General features: G+C 67.2%; 11 protein-coding genes. 6 read left to right on the top strand and 5 right to left on the bottom strand.

The window, feature by feature from the left end; genetic code table 11:
* The first annotated feature begins 148 nt into the window (after positions 1 to 148).
* The 3 genes from HY058_09745 to HY058_09735 are packed head-to-tail and all read left to right on the top strand — an operon-like array spanning position 149 to position 5,061.
* Positions 149 to 3,355, top strand: coding sequence for a molybdopterin oxidoreductase family protein (locus tag HY058_09745; protein ID MBI3497571.1), 3,207 nt, complete (start codon positions 149 to 151; stop codon positions 3,353 to 3,355).
* Positions 3,352 to 4,098 (top strand): 4Fe-4S dicluster domain-containing protein, encoded by a 747-nt coding sequence (locus HY058_09740; GenBank protein ID MBI3497570.1) that lies wholly within the window; start codon positions 3,352 to 3,354, stop codon positions 4,096 to 4,098. The genes HY058_09745 and HY058_09740 overlap by 4 nt, the downstream gene beginning before the upstream one ends.
* A 15-nt stretch (positions 4,099 to 4,113) precedes the next feature.
* Entirely contained in the window at positions 4,114 to 5,061 is a 948-nt protein-coding gene (locus tag HY058_09735) for a dimethyl sulfoxide reductase anchor subunit (protein MBI3497569.1), read from the top strand.
* Here HY058_09735 and HY058_09730 read toward each other — a convergent pair.
* Positions 5,040 to 6,320, bottom strand: coding sequence for an MFS transporter (locus tag HY058_09730; GenBank protein MBI3497568.1), 1,281 nt, complete (start codon positions 6,318 to 6,320; stop codon positions 5,040 to 5,042). The genes HY058_09735 and HY058_09730 overlap by 22 nt on opposite strands.
* Here HY058_09730 and HY058_09725 point away from each other — a divergent pair.
* Positions 6,311 to 7,288, top strand: a complete 978-nt coding sequence (locus HY058_09725) for a DMT family transporter (GenBank protein ID MBI3497567.1) — start codon at positions 6,311 to 6,313, stop codon at positions 7,286 to 7,288. The genes HY058_09730 and HY058_09725 overlap by 10 nt on opposite strands.
* A 207-nt stretch (positions 7,289 to 7,495) precedes the next feature.
* Positions 7,496 to 7,984, top strand: coding sequence for a xanthine phosphoribosyltransferase (gpt, locus tag HY058_09720; protein ID MBI3497566.1), 489 nt, complete (start codon positions 7,496 to 7,498; stop codon positions 7,982 to 7,984).
* Here the strand turns inward: gpt and HY058_09715 are convergent.
* On the bottom strand, positions 7,962 to 9,545 hold the full coding sequence (locus HY058_09715) for a tetratricopeptide repeat protein (GenBank protein ID MBI3497565.1): 1,584 nt from the start codon (positions 9,543 to 9,545) through the stop codon (positions 7,962 to 7,964). The genes gpt and HY058_09715 overlap by 23 nt on opposite strands.
* Positions 9,546 to 9,616: 71 nt before the next feature.
* Between HY058_09715 and ggt the strand changes: the two genes are divergently transcribed.
* Positions 9,617 to 11,374 (top strand): gamma-glutamyltransferase, encoded by a 1,758-nt coding sequence (gene ggt, locus HY058_09710; protein ID MBI3497564.1) that lies wholly within the window; start codon positions 9,617 to 9,619, stop codon positions 11,372 to 11,374.
* Positions 11,375 to 11,398: 24 nt separating this feature from the next.
* Here the strand turns inward: ggt and HY058_09705 are convergent, their stop codons facing one another.
* From HY058_09705 to HY058_09695, 3 genes are all read right to left on the bottom strand, one after another.
* Positions 11,399 to 12,691, bottom strand: coding sequence for an MFS transporter (locus HY058_09705; protein ID MBI3497563.1), 1,293 nt, complete (start codon positions 12,689 to 12,691; stop codon positions 11,399 to 11,401).
* Between the two features lie 58 nt (positions 12,692 to 12,749).
* Positions 12,750 to 12,977: a DUF1127 domain-containing protein gene (locus tag HY058_09700; GenBank protein ID MBI3497562.1), complete on the bottom strand. Its 228-nt coding sequence runs from the start codon at positions 12,975 to 12,977 to the stop codon at positions 12,750 to 12,752.
* 218 nt (positions 12,978 to 13,195) lie between these two features.
* Positions 13,196 to 14,380 carry a LanC-like protein gene (locus HY058_09695; protein ID MBI3497561.1) on the bottom strand — a complete coding sequence of 395 codons (1,185 nt, stop codon included), beginning with the start codon at positions 14,378 to 14,380 and terminating at the stop codon, positions 13,196 to 13,198.
* Position 14,381: the final 1 nt, after the last annotated feature.

Genomic DNA, 14,381 nt, shown 5'->3' with positions numbered 1-14,381 from the left:
CGCCCCCGCGCCACGACCGGACGTTCCTCGTGGTCGTCGACGACAGCCCCGAGCTGTCGGTGGCGATTCGCTACGCCAGCCGTCGCGCCAAGGCGACCGGCGGCCGCGTGGTGCTGCTCTATGTGCAGGAGCCCGTCGAGTTCCAGCATTGGAGCGGCGTCAGCGAGATCATGCGCGACGAAAAGCGCCAGGAAGCGGAGGCGACGCTGCAAAGGCTGTCGGAGATCGTCAACCGCATCTCCGGGCAGATCCCGGTCGTGCAGCTGCGCGAGGGTACGCGCAGCGAAGAGGTGGTGAAGATGCTGGGCGAGGATGCCAGCATCTCCATCCTGGTGCTGGCGGCCAGCACCGGGCCGGAAGGACCCGGCCCGCTGGTGACCTATCTGACCGGCAAGGGTGCCGGCAAGGTCAAGGTGCCGATCACCATCGTTCCGGGCGACCTCACGGACGAGCAAGTGGACGCCGTCACGTGAGCTGGCTGGCACCCGCCGAACACATCGAGCTGTCGCCCGCCGTCTCCGATTCGGTCAAGACCACGACCTGCTACATGTGCGCCTGCCGCTGCGGCATCCGCGTGCATCTCAAGGACGGCAGCATCCGCTACATCGAGGGCAATCGCGACCACCCGGTGAACCGGGGCGTGCTCTGCGCCAAGGGTTCGGCCGGGATCATGCAGCACCTGTCGCCGGCGCGGCTGTCGAAGCCCTTGAAGCGCGTGGGCCCGCGCGGCTCGGGCGAATTTGCGGAGATCGAATGGGAGGAGGCGCTCGCCTTGGCCACGGGCTGGCTCGGCCAGATCCGCGAGCAGGATCCCCGCCGTCTGGCCTTCTACACCGGGCGCGACCAGAGCCAAGCCTTGACCGGCTGGTGGGCGAGCGCCTTCGGCACGCCCAACTACGCCGCCCATGGCGGCTTCTGCTCGGTCAACATGGCCGCCGCCGGGCTCTACAGCATCGGCGGCTCGTTCTGGGAGTTCGGCGAGCCGGATTGGGAGCACACACGCTATTTCATGCTCTTCGGGGTGGCCGAGGACCATGCCTCCAATCCGTTGAAGCTCGCCTTGGGCAAGCTCAAATCCCGTCCGCCGGAGCGCGCCGCGAAATTCGTCTCGATCAACCCGGTGCGCACCGGCTATTCCGCCATCGCCGATGAATGGATCGGCATCCGCCCCGGCACCGACGGACTCCTGGTGCTGGCGCTCATCCATGAGCTCTTGGCCGCCGATGCGATCGACGTCGCCTATCTCCGGCGTTACACCAACGCGCCCTGGCTTGTCATTCAAGACCCCGGTAGCGCCGATCACGGCCTCTTCGCCCGCGATGGCGATGGCCGCCCGCTGGTCTGGGACATGGGTGCGGGTCGCCTTGCCGATGCGCTTGCCGGCGAGATCCAGCCGGCGCTCGCGGGCGAGCGTCGGCTCGGCGACGGACGGCGTGCGGTTCCGGTCTTCCAGCTCATGGCCGGGCGCTATCTCGACGATCGCTATGCGCCCGACCGCGTGGCGGCGTCGACCGGCGTGCCGGCGGCGACGATCAAGCGGCTCGCGGCCGAGCTCGCCCATGCCGCCTTCCAGCAGGAGATCGTGCTCGACCAGCCTTGGACCGATTGGACCGGCAAGCGGCATGCGACAATGATCGGCCGCCCGGTCTCGCTGCACGCCATGCGCGGCATCTCGGCGCATTCCAACGGCTTCCACACCTGCCGGGCCTTGCACCTCCTGCAGATCCTGCTGGGCTCGATCGACGTGCCCGGCGGCTTCCGCTACAAGCCGCCCTATCCGAAGGCCGCACCGCCGGCGGTCAAGCCCGCCGGCAGGCCCGACCAGGTGGCGCCTTCGAGCGCCATGAAGGGTCCGCCCCTGGGATTTCCCCAGGGCCCCGAGGATCTTCTGGTCCTGGCTGACGGCACGCCCTGCCGGCTCGACAAGGCATTCTCCTGGGAGGCGCCGCTCGCCGCCCATGGGCTTCTGCAGCAGGTCATCCTGCAGGCCTGGAAGGCCGAGCCCTACCCGATCGACACGCTCTTTCTCTACATGGCGAACATGGGCTGGAACTCGGCGATGAACGTGCCGGGCACGCTTGCCATGCTGACCGACAAGGGCCCGGACGGCACCTACAAGATCCCGCGCATCATCTATTCCGATGCGTATTTCTCCGAGATGGTGCCCTACGCCGATCTGGTGCTGCCGGACACCACTTATCTCGAGCGCCATGACTGCATCTCGCTCTTGGATCGGCCGATCAGCGACGCCGACGGGCTCGCCGACGCCATCCGCCAGCCGGTGGTGGAACCCGATCGCGACGTCAGGCCCTTCCAGGACGTGCTCATCGATCTCGGTCAGCGGCTCAAGCTTCCAGGCTTGGTGCGCGAGGATGGAACGCCCCGCTATCCCGGGCTCTATGCCGACTACATCGCCAATCACGAGCGGGCCCCCGGCATCGGCCTCTTGGCCGGCTGGCGCGGGCCCAGCGGCAACGAGGTCGGCGCCGGCGCGCCCAATCCCGAGCAGGTCCGGCGCTATATCGAGAATGGCTGCTTCTTCCGCCACGAGCTGCCCGAGGAGCTGCGCTACTACAAGCACGTCAACAGGGAATACCTCGCCTTCGCCAAGCGGCTCGGCTTCATCGGCTCCGAGGCGCCGATCATCCTGCAGCTCTATAGCGAGCCCCTGCAGCGGTTCCGGCTGGCCGCGGAAGGCCACGGGCGCGTGCAGCCCCCCGAGGCGCATCGCCGGCGCGTGGCCGAGTATTTCGATCCGCTGCCGTTCTGGCACGAGCCCTTCGAGGAGGCGCTGGTGGACGGAAGGCGCTTTCCCTTCCACGCCATCACCCAACGGCCGATGGCGATGTATCACTCCTGGGGCTCGCAGAACGCCTGGCTGCGGCAGATCCATGGCACGAACCCGCTCTACCTCGAGCGGGCGCGGGGCGAGGCAATGGGGCTCGCCGACGGCGATTGGGTGTGGATCGAAAGCCACCACGGTAGGGTGAAGGGCCAGGTCAAGCTGATGGACGGCGTCAACCCCGACACGGTGTGGACCTGGAATGCGGTGGGCAAGCGCCGGGGTGCGTGGAATCTCGCACAAGACGCGCCGGAGGCGACGACAGGGTTCCTCCTCAACCACGTCATTTCCGAGCTCCTGCCGGAGCGGGACGGATTCTACCGCTATGCCAATGCCGATCCGGTGACCGGTCAGGCCGCCTGGTATGATCTCAAGGTGCGCATCGAGAAGGCAGGTGCGGGCGAGCCGCCGACCACGGAGCCGGACTTCCAGGCCCTGCCGCGCCCGCCGGGCATGGTGCCGCCGCCGACGAAGCTCCGCTACGGCGCCTGGTTCCGAGGCCGGCGCGCATGACCAGCCTTCCCGCCGATCCCGGCCCGCGGAAGCTCGGGCTCGTCATCGATCTCGACATCTGCGTCGGCTGCCACGCCTGCGCCGTCAACTGCAAAGAATGGAACACCGGCGGGCATTCCGCACCGCTCACCGATCAGGATCCCTACGGGGCGCAGGCGAAGGGTGTCTGGTTCAACCGCATCCATGCCTTCGAGACGGAAGACAGCCACGGCGGACGCACGGTCCACTTCCCCAAATCCTGCCTGCACTGCGAGGCGCCGGCCTGCGTCGAGGTCTGCCCCACCGGCGCCTCCTACAAGCGGGCGGAGGACGGCATCGTCTTGGTGAATGCCGAGCTCTGCATCGGCTGCAAGCTCTGCTCCTGGGCCTGTCCCTATGGTGCCCGCGAATACGATGAAGACGACGGCGTGATGAAGAAGTGCACGCTCTGCATCGACCGCATCTACAACGAGAACCTGGAAGAGGTGGAGCGGGTGCCGGCCTGCGTGTCGACCTGTCCGGTGGGTGCCCGCCACTTCGGCGATCTGGGCGATCCGGAGAGCGCGGTATCGCGCTTGGTGGCCGAGCGCGGCGGCTACGATCTCATGCCCGAGCTCGACTACAAGCCCGTGAACAAATACCTGCCGCCGCGGCCGCGCAAGACGGCACCCGGCTCGACCGGCGCGTCCTCGTGTCTGCAGGCAAAAGCCCCCGCGGTCGAGAACCGCCTCTTGGCCTGGATCGATCGGATGCTGTCGACGTGAGAAGCCGCGCCTGACATGCATCCTGCCTTCTCGATCATCCTCTTCACGACGGCGTCGGGCGCCGGCTACGGGCTGCTGGTGTGGCTCGGTGTCGCAGCACTTGTGGGCTTGCTGCCGCCCGATCGCTGGTTCGGAGCGGCAGCCTTCGGTGCAGCGTTGGCACTGGTGACCGCGGGTCTGTTGTCCTCGACCTTGCATCTCGGCCATCCCGAGCGCGCCTGGCGCGCCGTCTCCCAGTGGCGCTCGTCCTGGCTCAGCCGCGAAGGTGTGGCTGCATTGGCCACATATCCCGCCGCCGGGCTCTTCGCCTTCGGCTGGGTCGTTCTCGGCGTCCTCGACGGGGCTTGGACTCTGCTGGCGCTCCTCAGCATTCTCCTCTCGCTCGCGACCATTGCCTCGACGGCGATGATCTACCGGAGCCTGCGGACGATCCAACGCTGGCACAACAAATGGGTGGTGCCGGTCTATCTCGCCCTCGGTCTGATGACCGGCGCCTTGCTCTTGCATGCGCTCGCCCATGTCTTCGGCCTCGTCCACCCGGCCATCGGCTGGATCGCGGTCGTGACGCTCATCTTGGGCTGGACCTTGAAGGCGCAGTATTGGCGCTTCATCGACACCAGCCGGGCGGCTTCCACACCGGAGAGCGCCACCGGCCTCGGGAGCCTGGGCAAGGTCAGGCTCTTGGCCTCGCCGCATACCGGCGAGAACTATCTCATGAGCGAGATGGGCTTCGTCATCGCCCGCAAGCATGCGGAGAAGCTCCGGCGCATCGCCACAATCGTCGGGTTTCTGCTGCCGCTCGGATTTGCGCTCGCCTCCCTGACCGGGCCGGCCTGGCTCACCGGCACCGAAGCGGTGCTGGCGGCGGCGACGGCGCTTTTGGGCACCCTGGTCGAGCGCTGGCTCTTCTTCGCCGAAGCCAAGCACACCGTCACGCTCTACTATGGGTCGGAGCTGGCCTGAGGGGTGGCGCCTGTCGGATTTGCGCCAGACGTCGAATGACTGCTGAGCCACGCAAAGCGGCCCTTCGCGGCGGCATCGACCGTCGGGCGCTGGCGCATGCGCCAGAGGACGAAGCCGGCAAGGCCGAGGGCGACGGTGCCCAAGAACATGTAGAGCCCGGCCGGACCGATCCGACCCATGGCGAGCGAAGCCAGGAACGGACCGAGGCTCGCTCCGGCGCTGTAGGCGAACAGCAATCCGGCGCTGGCCGCCACCCGATCCTTGGGCTGGAGGAAGTCGTTGGCGTGGGCGACGCTGACCGGATAGATCGTTGCGGCGAAGCCGCCGAACAGCAGGGCGGCGACCATGAGTGCCGCCGGCATCCGGGCCGCGACCAGCACGATCGCCGCCGCGGCAAATGCGGTTCCAGCGGCGACGGCGAGCAGCATGACGCGGCGATCGATGCGGTCGCTGAAGCGGCCGATCGGCAGCTGCAGCAGGAGCGCCCCGATGACGGTCGCGCTCATGAAGGTCGAGACTTGGGCGAGGCCGAGCCCGCTCGAAGCAGCGAAGATCGGGCCCAGCGAATAGAGCGCGCCTTGCAACAGGCCGGAGGCGACGCAGCCGATGAAGCCGAGCGGCGAGAGGCGGTAGAGCTCGGCGATACCGAAGGGAGCATGCTCGGGCAAGGCCGGATTGGCCGAACGGGCGAGCGCGATCGGCACCAGGCAAAGTGCGGAAAACCCCGCCACCAGGCTGAAGAGATGGCCGCTCCTTGGATCGTCGAGGGTGAGAAGAAACTGGCTGCCCGCGGTGGCGAGATAGGCCAGGAACATGTAGATCGCGAACACGCGCCCGCGATTCTCGTCATTCGAGCTGGCGCTGAGCCAGCTTTCGACGGCGACCGACTGCACGGCGATGGCGAGGCCGCAAATGGCCCTGAGCCCGGCCCACGCCCAGGGATCGAGGAAGACCGGCAACGCCAGGGGTGCGGCGGCCGAGATCGCGGCAAAGCCGGCGAAGGTGCGGATGTGACCGACCCGCTCGATCAACGGACCGCCGATGATGCATCCCGCCAGCAGGCCCAGATAGAAGGCCGAGCCGATCGTTCCCACGGTTTCCGTGGAGAAGCCGGCAAGCGACATGGTGAGCGGCGCCAGCGTGCCGAAGAGCCCGGTCGCGAGCTGCATCAGCAAGACGCTGGCCAGCAACGGACCGAGAAGGCGGAGCAGATTGGGCACGGGCGTGTCGGGACCGGCGAGGCTCAGAAGTGCCGCCACACTCCTCCGCCTTCGGCTCCCGCGGCAAGGATTTTCGCACCGTGAGCGCCGCCAAGCTCGAGTCCGCCGACAGCGCCGCCGCCCGGGAGCGCGAACGCTCCGGCGTGCTCATTGCGATTGCCCTCGTGCTGGTGAGCGGCTGCATCGGCATCTCGGTCGATGCCGTGAGCAAGGATTTGACCCGTTTCTATCCGGTGACGGAGATCATTTGGGCGCGCCATACCTTGCAGCTCTTGGCGCTGCTGCCGTTCCTGCCGGTCTATGGCTGGCGCCGCCTCGCCCGGACCGCAAAGCCGCTCCTGCAGGTCAGCCGGTCTCTGTTTCAGATCAGCTCTTCCTTCATCTATGTGCTCGCCATCAGCTATATCGGCATCGCCGATGCGATCGCGATCTACTTCGTGGCCCCGCTCCTGGTGACGGTGCTCTCGGTGCCGATGCTGGGCGAGATCGTCGGTCCGCGCCGGATCGCCGCGGTGCTGGTGGGCTTCTTCGGCGTCGTCATCGTGCTCCGGCCGGGCTTCGGCCATGTGCACTGGGCCCTGTTCCTGCCGCTGGCGGTCGCGGTCCTGCAGGCCCTCTATCAGGTGAACACCAGGCTTCTGACCCGCCATGACCCGGGCTCGACCACGCTCGCCTACACCGCCGTCACCGGCGCCCTCATCACCTCCGCCATCGCCCCCTTCCAATGGGTTTGGCCCGATGGCCAGGGCTGGCTGCTGATGCTGCTGATGGGCGGCACCGCCGCTCTCTCCAACTACATGAACATAAGGGCCTTCACCTTGGCGCAAGCCTCGGTGCTGGCGCCCTTTGCCTATGTGCAGATCATCTGGGCGGTGCCGATCGGCTATCTCTGGTTCGGCGACCTGCCGGATGCCTGGACCGCCGCCGGCACCTCGGTGATCGTCGCCAGCGGCCTCTATGTGCTGCACCGGGAACGGGTGCGCCGGCGGACCGATCAGGCGGCATGAGCCGATTGTCGGAACGGCACGGGTTCCGCTATTAGAGTCTGATCCGGTGAGATGGAATCCCCCTCACCCAGCTACGGCTAGGCTCGGCTTCGCCTCGCCAAGCCTTCGCAACCCTCTCCCCCACTGGGGGAGAGGGAAGGGTGAGGGGGTGATTGCACTTCACCGGATCACGCTCTAGAGACTCCCGCCTCGGAGAACAGCCAGCCCATGACCCAGCAATCGGCCCAGCGCAAGACCTTCCCGGTTTCTTGGGAGGAGCTGCATCGCGATGCGAAGGCGCTGGCTTGGCGGCTCTTGGAAAAGGGACCCTGGACCGGCATCGTCGCCATCTCCCGCGGCGGGCTGGTGCCGGCCGCCGTGGTCGCCCGCGAGCTCGACGTCAGGCTGGTCGATACCGTCTGCATCGCCAGCTATGACGACCGTACCCAAGGCAAGCTCACGATCTTGAAGGGCTCCCCCGGCGACGGCAGCGGCTGGCTCATCATCGACGACCTCGTCGACACCGGCGTCACCGCCCAGGCGGTTCGCGGCATACTGCCGAAGGCGCATTTCGCCACGGTCTACGCGAAGCCGGCGGGCCGCCCGCTGGTCGACACCTACGTGACCGAGGTCAGCCAGGATACCTGGATCCTGTTTCCGTGGGACACGGAAGCCCGCGCCGTCGATCCGATCGTCAAACTCCGGGGTGCGCGCTGAGCCCGCCAGGCTCGCGGGCGAGACGTTCCAGATCGACCGACACTCTCTGGATCGTCGCCTGCCAGTCGCCGCGCCGGGGCTGCCGGTAGATCGTGAGCGAGGGATACCAGGGGGAATCGCTGCGCTCCCAGAGCCAGCGCCAATCGGTGTCGAAGCGGTTCAAGAGCCACACCTTGCAGCCAAGCGCGCCGGCGAGATGCGCGGCCGCGGTGTCGACGGAAATCAATAGATCGAGCTCGGCGATGATGGCGGCGCTGTCGCGGAAATCCCGAATCTCCGGAGCGAGATCGACGAGCCCGAGCGCCGGCGGCGGCTGCAGGGCCTCGAGCCCGGCCTTGCCTTTCTGCAGGGCGAAGAAGTGAGCTCCTTCGATGCCGCCCAACGGCGCCAGCAGGGAGAGCGAGAGCGACCGGCGGCGGTCGACGGCGGCACCGGCCGTATTGCCCCGACGCGGATTGCCGGCCCATACCAGGCCGACCCGAATTCCGCTGGGAGCCGCTTCATGAATGCGCGCCCGCCACCGTTGCCGACGCTTCGGATCGGCTCGGAGATAGGGCTCATGGGGGATGGTCGCGGGCTCGGTTGCGAACAAGGCCGGCAGGCTCATCAGCGAGACTTGCGAATCGTAGGGCGGAAGCGCCACGTCGATGCCCTCGGCCGCGTTCGGGATCACCCCGACCGTGAGCTCCTCGGAATCCAGCCCCTCGGCCAAGAGCCCGACGATCTCGGGTTGGACGGCCAGCACCACCTGCCAGCCGCGGGCGACCACCAAGGGGGCGAAGCGGCAGAACATGATCGAATCGCCCAGCCCCTGCTCGCCATGAACGAGGACGACGGGTGCCTCGGCCCGATCGCCGGACCAGGAGCCGCCCTCCCAGCGCCGGCCGGCGATATCGGCGCGGGTCTTCGCCATCGCCTTCACGCGCAGCCGCCACTCGAATTCCGGCCAGGCCTCGCCCCAACGGCCGCGCACCAGAAGAGCCAGCGCCCGGTTGTAGTGCGCTTCAGCCATGGTCGGCCGCAGGCTGAGCACGCTGAGGCAGGCGCTTTCGGCCAGGTCGAACCGCGCCTCCTCGATCCAGGTGATCGCCATTTGGTTCCAGGCCTCGACCCGGCGCCGATCGAGTGCCAGCGTGCGGCGATAGCATTGGATGGCGCCGCCGGGCTCGCCCTGATCCTTGCGCGCATTGCCGAGATTGAGCCAGGCCTCGGGAAAGCCCGGCTTCAGCGCCAGCGCCGCTCGGCAGCACTGGGCCGCCGCCTCGGGTCTGCCGGACGCCCAGAGCGCCAAGGCTAAATCGTTGCGGGGTGCCGCGGCTTCGTCGCCGAAGGCGACGGCGCGGCCGATGAGCTCGATCGCCGCCTCGTGCCGCCCCGCCTGATAGGCGAGATAGCCGAGGAGGTGCAGCGCCTCGGGCTGGTTGGGATGAGTCTCGAGGATCTGGCGGTAGCCCTGCTCCGCCGCCGCGGCATGCCCGGCCTGATAGTGAGCGCGGGCCTGGGTCAGCGCGTCGATCAGCGTCTGATCCCCCGCATCATTGGCCGCCCGCAGCTCTGCCATGGAGGGAGAGTAACATGACCCCGAGGATGGCTGGATGACGGGACGCATCGGCCATGGCTAAACTCATGGTCATGATCAAAACCTGCCCTCTTTCGGCACGCCTTCTCACCCTCGTCTGCTTGGTGCTGACGCCGGGCCTACCGGCGCCAGCGCTTGCCCAGAACCAGGCGCCGGATGCCGCCACCGGCGCCACGACCAAGACGCTCGCCAGAGCCAAGCACCACATGGTCGCCGCCGCCAATCCGCTGGCGGCCGAGGCCGGCCGCGCCATGCTGCGCCAAGGCGGCAGCGCCATCGACGCGGCGATCGCCACGCAAATGGTGCTGAACTTGGTCGAGCCGCAATCCTCGGGAATCGGCGGTGGCGCCTTCATCGTCTATTGGTCGGCGCGGGAGAAGCGCATCACCAGCTATGACGGACGCGAGACGGCACCGGCTTCGGCCAAGCCCGACCGCTTCCTCGGTGCCGACGGCAAGCCCATGCGCTTCTATGACGCCGTCGTCGGCGGCCGCTCGGTCGGCGTGCCGGGCGTTCTCAGAATGCTGGAGATGGCGCACAAGGCGCATGGGCGGCTGCCCTGGGCCAGGCTGTTCGAGCCGGCGATTCGGCTTTCAACCGAGGGGTTCGCCATCTCGCCCAGGCTGTACGGGCTCCTGAAGGACGAAGCCCATCTGCCGAAATCGCCCACCGCCAAGGACTATTTCTACAACCCCGACGGCGCGCCCAAAGCAGTCGGCACGCGGCTTGCGAACCCCGCGCTGGCCGAGACCCTCTCCGCCATCGCCAAAGGCGGAGCCGAGGCGTTCTACGCCGGACCGATCGCCGCCGACATGGTGCGGACCGTGCGCGAGGCTGCCAATGCCGGCGACCTGACACTGGCCGACCTCGCGGAGTACCGCGCCAAGGAACGGCCTGCCGTCTGCGGACCCTATCGCCGCTACGAGATCTGCGGCATGGGGCCGCCCAGTTCGGGGGGCATCACGCTCCTGCAAATCTTGGGCATTCTCGATGGCTTCGCGCTGAAACCGCTGAAGCCGCCATCGGTCGCGGCCGCGCATCTCCTCTCGGAAGCCGAGCGTCTGGCCTATGCCGATCGCGGTCTCTACATCGCCGATCCGGACGTGGTCGCCGTTCCGGTCAGAGGGATGATCGATGCCGCCTACCTGAAAAGCCGAGCCCGGCTCATTCGAGCCGACGCCAGCATGAAACGCGCCGCACCCGGCCAGCCGCCGCTTCTCGCCGGCCGGCTCTGGGGCAACGACGATGCGCTCGAGCTTCCGTCCACGAGCCACATGTCGATCGTCGACGATGCCGGCAATGCCTTGTCGATGACGACGACGATCGAAGACCAGTTCGGCTCGCGTCTGATGGTCCGCGGCTTTCTCCTCAACAATCAGCTGACGGACTTCTCCTTCGCGCCGGTCGAGGATGGCAAGCCCGTGGCCAATCGCGTCGAAGCCTCGAAGCGGCCGCGCAGCTCCATGAGCCCCAGCATCCTCTTCGATCGCCACCGCCATTTGGCGATGGTCATCGGCTCGCCCGGCGGCAGCGCCATCATCAACTACGTTGCCAAGGCGATCGTCGCTTGGGCCGATTGGCGCTACGACATCCAAGCCGCCATCGACCTGCCGCTGGTCGGCAGCCGCAATAGCGTGACCGAGCTCGAGACGGCGAGCACGGCGCCGGCGCTCGCCGCCTCCCTCAAGGCGATGGGCCACGAGACGCGGATCAGCGAATTCACCAGCGGGCTGCATGGCATCGCAGTCACCCGCACCGGCCTCCTGGGCGGCGCCGACCCCAGGCGTGAAGGCGTTGCGCTGGGGGATTGAAAGGGGTGATCCGGTCGACCCCGCTCAACCGCGCGCCGCTGCCGCCGCCACCGGCACCTTGCCTTCGCTGCCCGCCCGCCCGACGGCGAGCGACATCAGCGCCGCAACCAGGCAGAAGCCGCCGGCGATGATGAAGGCGAGGAGATAGTCGTCGAGGCCGGTGCGGATGGCGCCGGCGCCGAAGGCGGCGACCGCGGCGCCGAGCTGGTGGCCGGTGAAGATCCAGCCGAAGATGAGCCCGGCCTTATCGCGGCCGAAGACGTCGGCGGTCAGCCTGACCGTGGGCGGCACGGTCGCCACCCAATCCAGCCCGTAGAACACCGCGAACAAGGACAGGCCGTAAAAGGAGACATCGAAGGCGTAGGGGAGGAACAGGAGCGAGAGCCCGCGCAGGCCGTAATACCAGAACAAGAGCACGCGGTTGTTCCAGCGGTCGGAGAGCCAGCCGGAGACCAGCGTGCCGACGAAGTCGAAGGCGCCGATGACGGCCAGAAGGCCGGCGCCGCTCACCTCGGAAATTCCGTTGTCGATGCAGGCGGCGATGAAATGCGTGCCGATGAGCCCATTGGTCGAGAGCCCGCAGATGAAGAAGCTGCCGAACAAGAGCCAGAAGTTCCTGGACGCCATCGCCTCCCGCAAGGCATCGAGCGCCATCACCGCCGGATTGACCGCGCTGGGCTTGGGCGCTTCGGCCACGCCGGGCTCGCCCAGGCGATTCAATCCCAGATCGTGCGGATGATTGCGCATGAAGAGGCCGATGATCGGCACCATGGCAAGGCCGATCGCGGCCGCCACGATGACCGCCCATCGCCAACCCCAGTCCTGCACCAACGTCGCCAAGAGCGGCAGGAAGATGAGCTGGCCCGTGGCACTGCTCGCCGTCAGCATGCCCATGGCTAGGCCGCGACGATGGGTGAACCAGCGATTGACCACGGTGGCGCCCAACGCGAGCGCGGTCATGCCGGTGCCGCCGCCGACCACCACCCCCCAGAGCAGGATGAGCTGCCAGGATGCGGTCATCAAGGTCGTCAGCGCCACGCCGATGGCGACCATGCCCAAGGACAGCATCATCGTCGCCCGGGCGCCGAGGCGCTCGACCAAGGCGGCGGCGAACGGACCCATGAGACCGAACAGCACGAGATTGATCGAGACCGCGAGCGAGATGGTGGCCCGCGACCAACCGAACTCCTGCTCCAAGGGCACGAGGAGCACGCCCGGCGTCGCCCTGGTCGCCGCCGCGGTCAGCAAGGTCAGAAACGAGACGGCGAGCACGATCCAGGCATAGTGCAGGCGCTTGGCGGCCGGCGCGGCCGTCATCGGGGATGAGCTCATCGACAGGAGGTCCTTCGGGGATTGGGCGAGGGAGAGGGTCGGCTCAGTCGCGCCAGAATGGCTTATAGATCTCGTACTCCGCATCATAAATGCTGATGCCGATGTCGCGGAGATCTCTGGCATCAAGCAAAGCAAGCTCGCGGCGCTGGCGGGCGCGCTCCCGCCAGGTCCGGATGAGATTTGTAACGGTTGCGACGGCTCTGCCGCCTTCGCTCTGGGAGGGCTTTTGTGCGGCGGCCAGACGCCAGTCATGAAAGCTTAGCGTGGTCATGGCGGATTACTCCCACTCGGCACGTCTACAGACGCCTCGGCGCCCGTCTAGCCATGGAATTGGGGAGGTTTCCGCGATGCAACAAACGATGATTTCGCATGCTTTGAGATAGAAAATCTAATTCATCGGAGGTCTGATTGGCCGGGCTTGCGGTTGGCGTTCCTGAAGCGCCGAAATGAGGTTTAAAACCCGAAAATAGAGATCGGTGACCCGACGGCTCAGAGCACATCGATGGTCGGAAATCGCGGCTCGCCCGTGATGCAATCCCACAGATAGACCGCAAGACCTACATCTCCGGTCCATAGCGAGTAGCGGCCGCGTCCGAATGTGGCACGAGCGTCCCGGACCTGGTCAATTGCGATCATGGCGAACGCCCGCGCACGTTCCAGCCAGAGCGGGTCGCCCGTCCGCTTATAGAGCTTGAGTAGGGCGTAGCCGTTGCCCCCGGTGCCGTGGCACAGGTTCGATCCCTTGGCGAGCGGCCCGGCGTTCCAGGTCAACTCTCCGCCGCGAAGGAGCAATGCCTCGAAGTCCGGCGCGGAGAAGGGCGCCTCCGCAAATGCGGTCACCATGCCTGGGGCGCCGTGGCAGTGCTGGCACAGCACCGGCGACCGGCTGCTCGGCACGACCGCCGGCCAGGCTGCGCCCAGCGCCGAGTGAACCGCATGCGCCGCAAGGGTACGCGGCACCGCATCAGCAATGACGGCGCGCTGTCCGGGGGTCAGCCAATCCCAGCCACGGAGAAGCGGCAGCATGTTGCCCGCGAAGCCATGCACCGGGCCGAGGAAACGCTGTTTGCGGCCATACAGATCCTGTATCCAGATCGGACCGTCGTCGACCATCTCGAGCTCGGCCAACAGCCGGGCGGCTTGCACCTGGAACAAAGCCTTGAACCCGGCATCTTCGGTCATGGCCTGCATATGGACGCAGGCGAGCATGGAGCCCGGCAATCCCCACATGAGCTCCACTATTGGTAAGTCGCTGTTTGACGCAGCGAGTGCGTAGATTTTCTCGGCAAGGCCTGGGTTCGGCGCGACGCGCATCTGAACCAGCAGGATGCCCAGCTCTCCCATCAGCAGGGACGCGTGGCCGGAATAGGCTGTCTCAGCGAACCAAGGAGCGTTTCGCTCCAGGGCTACCGTCAGCGCCGCTGCAAGGTCGTGCGCGTCGGCGACGGTTTGAACCCGATGCAGGTAATCCAAAGCCCAGACGACCCCGGCCGCGCCGAAGTACAGGGACCCGTTCCCGTCCTGCAAGCCGTCTTCCATCGGATGCGCTGGCCACAGGACGGACGCGTCGAGCATCGACATCGCGTCCGCGGCGATCTCTCCGATTGCCGCGCTAGCGTCAGATTGATCCCAGGCCCTGAATGTCGGAGCGAAGTGACGTGTTCGCTGGAACATG

This window comes from Pseudomonadota bacterium (assembly GCA_016195085.1).
In the GTDB taxonomy this organism is placed as follows: domain Bacteria; phylum Pseudomonadota; class Alphaproteobacteria; order SHVZ01; family SHVZ01; genus JACQAG01.
Note: the sequence above shows the minus strand (reverse complement) of the source record. Positions and strands in the feature narration are given on the sequence as shown.

What these genes read in the sequence shown, in the direction of transcription:
- HY058_09740 (MBI3497570.1), top strand. Translation starts at nt 3,352, where the DNA reads ATGACCAGCCTTCCCGCCGATCCCGGCCCGCGGAAGCTCGGGCTCGTC.
- HY058_09735 (MBI3497569.1), top strand. Translation starts at nt 4,114, where the DNA reads ATGCATCCTGCCTTCTCGATCATCCTCTTCACGACGGCGTCGGGCGCC.
- gpt (MBI3497566.1), top strand. Translation starts at nt 7,496, where the DNA reads ATGACCCAGCAATCGGCCCAGCGCAAGACCTTCCCGGTTTCTTGGGAG.
- HY058_09715 (MBI3497565.1), bottom strand. Translation starts at nt 9,545, where the DNA reads ATGGCAGAGCTGCGGGCGGCCAATGATGCGGGGGATCAGACGCTGATC.
- ggt (MBI3497564.1), top strand. Translation starts at nt 9,617, where the DNA reads ATGATCAAAACCTGCCCTCTTTCGGCACGCCTTCTCACCCTCGTCTGC.
- HY058_09705 (MBI3497563.1), bottom strand. Translation starts at nt 12,691, where the DNA reads ATGACGGCCGCGCCGGCCGCCAAGCGCCTGCACTATGCCTGGATCGTG.
- HY058_09700 (MBI3497562.1), bottom strand. Translation starts at nt 12,977, where the DNA reads ATGACCACGCTAAGCTTTCATGACTGGCGTCTGGCCGCCGCACAAAAG.
- HY058_09695 (MBI3497561.1), bottom strand. Translation starts at nt 14,380, where the DNA reads ATGTTCCAGCGAACACGTCACTTCGCTCCGACATTCAGGGCCTGGGAT.